Source organism: Vibrio sp. HI00D65, from assembly GCF_001635455.1.
Taxonomy (GTDB): Bacteria; Pseudomonadota; Gammaproteobacteria; order Enterobacterales; family Vibrionaceae; genus Vibrio.
In genome coordinates, this window is the sequence record NZ_LWEH01000011.1 from 145,716 (window position 1) to 153,716 (window position 8,001).

Below are 8,001 nucleotides of genomic sequence, written 5' to 3' on the forward strand. Positions count from 1 at the left end.
TTGAATTTCCCCAAAAGCACGTTAGAGCGCGTAATTGGCAGACCAGTTCTCTAGAACCGATTGGTATGGCTTTATGAAATGTTCTTCTGCGAACTTACCTTGTTCGATAGCCAGCTTACTGCGCTCTTCGCGATCGTATACAATCTGAGTCAGTGAGTGGTCCGAATTTTTTAAGTTAGGTTGGTAGCGTTTTCCTGCAACAGCGTTTGCGTTGTAAATCTCAGGTCGGTAGATCTTTTGAAAAGTTCCCATGGTGCTTATGGTGCTTATCAACTCCAAGTTCGAGTAATCATTGAGTAAATCACCAAAGAAATAAAATGCTAGTGGAGCAACGCTATTTGGTGGCATGAAATAACGAACTTCTAATCCCATCTTCTTGAAATATTGTTCCGTTAAAGAAGACTCATTCGGCTGATATTCAAACCCCAATACTGGGTGTTGATTTTCGGTACGATGATAGATCTTATTATCTGATACGCTTAAACAAATAACAGGTGGTTTTTTGAAGTTCTGTTTATAAGCTTGTGAGTTGACGAAATATTTAAAAAGTTTGCCATGTAATTCACCAAAGTCAGCTGGAATACTGAATTTATCTTGGCCTTTATTATGATCCAAAAGTAAAACGCTGAAATCATAATCTCGGACATAAGAAGAGAAGTTATTACCAATGATCCCTTCAATACGCTCGTTAGTTTGGCGGTCAAGGATGTTGGTTTTAAGCACTTCAATCGAAGGGAATGCTTCCCCGTTGTTTTCGATGTCCATGTCAACTGAAATGATTTCTAGTTCGACAGAGTAACGGTCACCGTTAGGGTTATCCCAATGAGCTAAGGCATTGAAACTATTATCAATCATCTGTAAAGCGTTACGTAAGTTCGCTTGGCGGCTTGCACCGCGAGCCAAGTTAGCAAAGTTCGTTGTGATACGCGTACTGTCTGCGGGTGTGTAGTTTTCGTCGAGGCTAATGCTCTTAATCGTAAAATTAAACTCGTTATTCATACTGTTCTGACTTCCCAATTCGTTGTCTGACTTACTCTCGGTCTTTTATATCACTGCGTTATTTTCGCTTGTAACCGTATTAAGAGTGTTGGCTATTTCGTTTGAAAATTTGTATTAAGTTATAGGCTTAGTATTTTTATACTTGGACAGAGCTGTGATTAACAATGGTATTACTTCACAATCAACATGAGGAATATTCATGATCTATCTATTTGAAAATGAAAGCTGGTGTCAGTTATATTAATTATCTTAATGGAAACGTAACCACAATTATATCGGGTTATTTAAGATGGTTTATTCAATTAAAAGAGGGATGAAATGAGTGATTTGCTGTTGTTGATTTTTTACTGTGCGTTATTAGGCAGTGGTGTTGGTTTTCTTGCCGGGTTGTTAGGTATTGGTGGGGGGCTGATCATTGTGCCTGTGCTAAGCAGCATTTTACTGTACCTAAATGTTTTACCGTCTGACCAAGTGGTTGTTGCTGCAATTGCGACTTCTTTGGCCTCGATTCTATTTACTTCAACCTCTTCTGCACTTGCTCACAACAAGAATGGAAATGTGCCCTGGAATATTGCGCCTTGGATTATGCTCGGCATAGCACTTGGTGCCTTGATTAGTGGTTTTATGGCGGCTTTGTTGCCGGAAAAAGTTGTTCGTATTGTGTTTGCAGTCAGTGTGGTACTTATCGCAGTTAAGATGTTCCTGAGCAGCAAAAGCGACGCCCCTTCAGAGCGCAAGCTACCGAATAAAGGCGTATTAACGGTTCTGACAACCATTACGGGGGGCTTGTCTGCAATGATAGGCATTGGTGGCGGTGCGCTATTAGTGCCACTACTAACATTCTTTTCAGTTGATATGAAAAAGGCGATTGGCTGTGCGTCCGCATGTGGCATTGTCATCGCGCTATTCGGCTCTATCGGTTACATCACCTCGGGCAGCAGCCACTTTGCACTAAGTGATGGCTTTGCCGGTTTTGTCTATTTGCCTGCCTTGTTAGGTATCGTGTGTACGTCTTGGTTCACCGTTCCTTTGGGAGCAAAGGCGACAAACCATTTACCCGTTCCAACGATTAAGAAGATCTTCTCTGTCTTGTTGGTGATTATCGCGGTTAGCATGGTCACTCGTTAGTGTCAGACAGTTCATGGCCTTAACCCGTTTGCAAAGTTGAATACTTGATGAGTTTATGTAAGCGAACAAAGAGCAGTATTGAGGCTGCTCTTTTTGTTTGCCAGTCTACATTTATGCGATTATGTGTATGAGTATGTTGATAAAATCTTGTTGTTAAACCTGATTCGCTGCTATAGCTAAATGTACTTGTTCAGATCAAGGGAGTACTAAAAGTGAGGGATTTATGGATCCGTTAACACAGGGCTTACTAGGCGCTTCTCTGTCACAATCGGCGAGTAAAAAGCAACACTTGGTGGTCGCAGGAGCTTTAGGTTTGCTGTCTGGAATGGCGCCAGATTTGGATGCGCTTATTCGCTCAGAGAGTGATCCATTATTGGCCTTGGAGTTTCATCGACAGTTTACCCATTCGCTCCTATTTATCCCCATGGGCAGTTTGATTTGCGCTCTGGCTTTGTATCCTCTCTTTGCAAAAAGGTGCGGGCTCTCTTTTAAACAAATCTGGTTATACTGCGCATTGGGCTATGGCACACATGCATTGTTAGATTCCTGCACAACCTACGGTACTCAACTACTTTGGCCACTGACTAATGAGCGGTTTGCTTGGAATACTATTTCGATTATTGATCCTGTCTACACTATTCCTATCTTAATATTGTTGGTGTTGGCGACATGGAAACGAACTCCATGGCTAGCCCGCGCTGCATTTGCTTGGGCACTGATTTTTCCAACCTTGGGGATGATACAACGTGATAGAGCAGAAGCCATTGGGTGGCAGCTAGCGCAAGAAAGGCAGCATGACCCTATTCGGCTTGATGCAAAGCCAAGCTTTGCCAATATTTTGGTTTGGAAAGTCGTGTATGAGACAGAAGGCCATTATCACGTGGATGCGGTGCGAGTAGGTACATCCGTCAAGACATACCCAGGAGAGTCTATTGCGAAACTCAATGTTAATAGAGATTTCCCATGGCTCGACCCCAATTCACAGCAAGCAAAAGATATTGAGCGTTTCCGCTGGTTTTCGAATGGTTTTATCTCACAAGATCCAAATGATGCGCTTCGGGTTATTGATGTTCGTTACTCGATCGTACCTAACCAACTAAAAGCCTTGTGGAGTATCAAGTTATCGAAGTCTGCAGACGCTGAGGAACACGTTTTGTACGAGACGCACAGAGACAATACACCAGTGTCGAGAGAGATCTTTTTCGATATGTTGAAAGGTAAGTAATATAAATAAAACTCTGTGTTTATTGGATATTATAGAACTGTTTTTCTATAAAAAGGCTGAGTCAGTAACCTGATCAGCCTTTTCATTTATTGTTATATACAGCTTGTGTTGATGGGATAATTAAAGGTATCGGTTTCTCAAATGATCTTTGAAGTATTGCGCATTCAAGGTTTCACCTGTTGCACCTTTTACTAAACCATCGGTGGTTAGTAGGCTGCCTTTGCTCCAAATATTCGACTCTAACCAAGTGAAGATAGGGGATAGGTCGCCGCTTTCAATTACTGAGTTCACATCGATAGTCTTCTTCATTGAAGCCATGAACTGAGCCGCGTACATCGCACCTAGTGTGTAAGATGGAAAGTAGCCGAATGCGCCATCTGTCCAATGGATATCTTGCATACAGCCATTGGTGAAGTTACCTTCCGTGCTTAAACCTAGGTAAGACTGCATCTTGCTGTTCCATAACTCAGGCACATCAGTGTGCTTGATTTTACCGTTGATCAGGTCACGTTCAATTTCATAGCGCAAGATAACGTGTGCAGGGTAGGTTAGCTCATCAGCATCGACACGAATGAAGTCTTTCTTAACGCGAGTATAGATCTTCTGGAAGTTATCTTTCTCAAATTCTGAGCCAGAGAATTGTTGTCCCGCTAGATAAGCCAAGTGACCGATGAATGGGTCGCTACGTCCAACTTGCATCTCAAAGAACAGCGATTGAGATTCATGGATACCCATAGAACGAGCTTGACCTGCAGGCTGGCCTGCTAGATGTTTTGGTAAGCCTTGCTCATAACGCGCGTGTCCTGTTTCATGGACGATGCCCATTAAGCTTTGAACGAATTCGGCTTCATCGTAGCGAGTTGTGATACGGACATCTGAAGGCACACCACCACAGAATGGGTGAACACTTTCATCTAATCGGCCGTGATTGAAGTCAAATTGAAGTAACTTCATGACTTCTAAGCCTAGTGCTTTTTGCTTTTCAGCGGCATAAAAGCCGTTGGGAGCACTAAATTGCTCGCTTGATTGCTTTTCAATGACCTCATCAATGAGACCTGGAAGCCAAGTTTTAACATCCGCAAACAAGGTGTCTAATGATGCTGAGCTAGTACCTGGTTCGTAGATATCTAGCATTGCATCGTAAGGTGTTAGGTTAGCTGCTTCTGCACGAATTTGAGCTTCTTCTCGAGATAACTCTACCACTTCACGCCAGTTTTTTTCGAAACCAACCCAGTCGTTGTTTCCACGTTGACTACGCCATGCATGCTCACATTTTGAACCCGCTAGCGACTTAGCTTCAACCAGTTTCTCAGGAAGTAGGTTAGCTTGCTGCCATTGACGTTTGATTTCACGAAGCGATGATTGTTGTTCATTATTCAGGCCTTCGTTTTCAGCATCAGAGATCCAATCGGCCAGCTGTGGCTGAGTCATTAATCCATGAATATGAACTGAAAGTTCTGCCATCGCTTCGCTACGCACTTGGTTACCACCTGCTGGCATCATTGACGCTTGGTCCCAACCACAAATTGAAGCTAGATGTTGAAAACGTGAACATTTTTGAGAGTGTTCGACTAGTTTTTTGAATGCGCTCATTTGACTACTCTTAATTTGGTTTCGTTGAATGTCCTTAACACGGAAGATCGATAAGGTTCATTTCTCATGTGCTTTATTACGGCTTCGCTTTGACTAATGCTGTACTTCTCAGTCGAAGATATAGCAATAATAGTATCGAGCGATACGGTGGCTCGAATTTACTATTTTTTAACAAATTAAACTGTACCATTGTGCACAAATTCAGTGACTTGTATAGCTGGTGGTAATTGTTGCTTGCGAAATGTGCAGATAAGCGGTATTGATGATAGATCGCTGAACAAAGATGATAATGATATGGATATTTTGAACTTTGAGGCATTTCTGATTGCCATCACTATTTTAACGTTAACGCCTGGCTTGGATACAGCATTGGTGATTCGCAATACCAGTCGCTCTGGCTTAGTTGACGGCTGTATGACGAGCTTCGGTATCTGTGCTGGGTTATATGTACACGCCTTTTTCTCTGCAGTCGGCATTTCTGCGATTCTTGCTCAATCAGCAGAGCTATTTCAAGCTGTAAAAATGGTGGGTGCTGCTTACTTAATCTGGCTTGGTTTAAGTAGCTTACGTACATTGATGAAAAACGGTGGTGGGTTGAAAGTAGGCGAGCAAACTCAACAAGCCTACAGTGCCAAACGATCGCTACGAGAAGGCTTTTTGTCTAACGTTTTAAATCCAAAGACCGCAGTCTTCTATTTGGCGTTTTTACCTCAATTTGTTAATCCTGAAGGCTCGCCGTTATTGCAGTCTATGCTAATGGCTTCGGTTCACTTTATCATCGCTATGCTTTGGCAATGCGGTTTGGCGGGGGCATTAAATTCAGCAAAAAATTTACTAAAGAACGCGAGCTTTATGAAGTGGATGGAAGGGGTAACCGGTATGGTATTGGTGGGGCTAGGCGTCAAACTTCTGATGGAAAAGTCAGCTTAGTTTCTGTCTCCTTATGAACGAAAGAAAGCCCTCGCTAGGTTCTTGTTACCAAATTGGCGTGGGCTTTGTCGTCATACACGGCAGGTATTTGATTGCCGTGTATGTAGATGACTATATTACTCAGCCAAACGAACGTCGAACTTAGCGTTCCCAAAGCCTAGATCACTCAGTTCTTCGGCATCAAAGTTGGACGTTACTTCAACGCCACCAAGATCTATAGTTGTCTGGCTTTCGTCTTCAATATTGCTTCGTGCGCTTGGAACACCCTCATCGATTGGAACAGCATCGCCAACATCGATTACACCAGAGTATGAAGAATCTGCGGAAAAATCACCAGATACGTAAGAGTGGTATGGACGTAAGCTAGCACCTGTTGCGTATTGCATGCTCCCCAGGCTCCAGTGTTTAATAGCCCAACTCCAGTCCCACCATTTTACTTCGCCCGGAATGTAGCGGTGATCCCACTGGTAAGGAATGTTAGCAGAGTTTTCGCTTGCTCGGCCCATTGTGAATGTGTGAGACTTGTATGGTCGTTCATGTGGGTGAGTGTGCCATGCATTATCATCAGTACGAAGGAAGCCATAGAATTCAACATCATAAGCAATATCAGCGTTGAATCGGTAAGGATATGAGATAGTTGACTGGTAAAGATCGATTTTAACTGGAACTTGAGAGTGAGGAGGAATCATTGGACGAGCTTGTTGCTGTACTGATACTGTAGAAGATCCACCATTCTGTTCACCGAAGCTTTGGTTCGCTTCAAGCTTGATATTGACTTTGGTCTTACCGACTAAAGGCCACTTGAACTCATTCTCAATGCCAACGCTTTCTGCAAAGCCGTAATTGTTTGTTTTGTTCCAATTTTGCGTCTCATCTAAGCTTAAGGTGGCGACAACTTGTTGCGGAACATCGGTATGGTTTTTAGCGGTTGTGTAAACGGTCTTTACGATTTGAACATCTGACTCGTCAACTGGACCGTGTGTGAACTCATTATTTACAACAGAGTAGTCAAAGTTTTTAACGATGATTTTTGTTTTTTCGTTACATCGGTAACCATCACAAGAACCATTGTTGTTTCCTTCTATAACCCAATGGTCACCGACACGGCTTGTGATCATATCCTCGCCGACATATTTGCCGCTATTCCCGCCAACCCAAGCATAACCGAGGTAATGCGCTAAGTAACTTAGCGGACGGACAAACTCATCTTGAGCATGGGTTAAGCTATACTCAACATCAATTTCATCGCCTTCTTCTATGGCAACAGCGGAGTAGGATGGAATTTCTGATTGATCGTTAATTGGGTAACAGAAGGTTATATTGTTCGGACCAGTCTGTTTAACCTCACCATGGTAACCCGGTCCCATAATAACCCAGTTGCCTTCCAAGCCAACAATATCCCATTTCCCCATTTGCTGCATAAGAAAGTCTCTGTGCTCTTGAGCTTCATAGTGATCTAAAGGGCGATAATCTGTGCGACAGACATCTTCACCTAAATTGTCACGCACGATTTGATCTGGGTATACTTTCGCGTTTACTCCGGTCGACAGTACAGTCAATACTGCTGCTGCCAAGATACTTTTATTTTTACTAATCACAAACAATTCCCTCATTTTCATTTTTATATTGGTATCGCTTTTTATATCTTGCTGATGCAGGACCATTTCACTCTTTCATACTGATAAAAGTAACGATAGTAAAAATACTTGAATTTTTTTTTGCCTTAAAATCAATTATTTGAATTTGTTATTTCTGTCTGTTGATAAAAATTTGTGCAACGGATATCAATTTTGTTGGCTCACTTCAAAATGAATTTAGAAAAATGAAGACTTCTTAAGATTCGACTAACGTCAATGTGGATTTGAGGTTGAAAATGCTTCTTTGGTTTTTCGTGGATTACCAAGTAATTACTGTTGCTGGCAATGTCAGGCTGGGATGTGAGATGAGAATGAACGATAAGCTCTATTTAATCGATTATTATTTCTAAAAAATTACTTGTGAATAGTACTACTTCGTACTTATGAGGCTATTTGGAACTAAGAATGGGATCTTACTTCAATTGTTTCGTTAGTCTTATTATGAAGTGACGATATATGGAATAGATAAGGGGTGTTTCAATTATGAGA

At 42.1% G+C, this 8,001-nt stretch carries 6 protein-coding genes; 3 read left to right on the top strand and 3 right to left on the bottom strand.

Translation table 11 applies throughout. From position 1 onward, the window contains the following. Window positions 1-21: 21 nt before the first annotated feature. A complete protein-coding gene (locus A3712_RS03120) occupies window positions 22-999 on the bottom strand; it encodes a DUF1852 domain-containing protein (RefSeq protein WP_063522241.1) in 978 nt (325 codons plus the stop codon). Window positions 1,000-1,317: 318 nt separating this feature from the next. Here A3712_RS03120 and A3712_RS03125 point away from each other — a divergent pair, with 318 nt between their 5' ends. Both A3712_RS03125 and A3712_RS03130 read left to right on the top strand, forming a co-directional pair. Beyond that, window positions 1,318-2,127 (top strand): sulfite exporter TauE/SafE family protein, encoded by an 810-nt coding sequence (locus A3712_RS03125; protein WP_063522242.1) that lies wholly within the window; start codon window positions 1,318-1,320, stop codon window positions 2,125-2,127. A gap of 223 nt (window positions 2,128-2,350) precedes the next feature. Further along, on the top strand, window positions 2,351-3,352 hold the full coding sequence (locus tag A3712_RS03130) for a metal-dependent hydrolase (protein WP_063522243.1): 1,002 nt from the start codon (window positions 2,351-2,353) through the stop codon (window positions 3,350-3,352). Between the two features lie 120 nt (window positions 3,353-3,472). Here the strand turns inward: A3712_RS03130 and A3712_RS03135 are convergent, their stop codons facing one another. Further along, complete coding sequence (locus A3712_RS03135; RefSeq protein WP_063522244.1) at window positions 3,473-4,945, bottom strand: carboxypeptidase M32; 1,473 nt, start codon at window positions 4,943-4,945, stop codon at window positions 3,473-3,475. A gap of 294 nt (window positions 4,946-5,239) precedes the next feature. On the opposite strand from A3712_RS03135, the gene A3712_RS03140 reads away from it, so the two are divergent. Next, window positions 5,240-5,875: a LysE family translocator gene (locus A3712_RS03140; RefSeq protein WP_063522245.1), complete on the top strand. Its 636-nt coding sequence runs from the start codon at window positions 5,240-5,242 to the stop codon at window positions 5,873-5,875. Between the two features lie 116 nt (window positions 5,876-5,991). On the opposite strand, the gene A3712_RS03145 is transcribed toward A3712_RS03140, so the two are convergent. After that, complete coding sequence (locus A3712_RS03145; RefSeq protein ID WP_063522251.1) at window positions 5,992-7,473, bottom strand: aerolysin family beta-barrel pore-forming toxin; 1,482 nt, start codon at window positions 7,471-7,473, stop codon at window positions 5,992-5,994. Window positions 7,474-8,001: the final 528 nt, after the last annotated feature.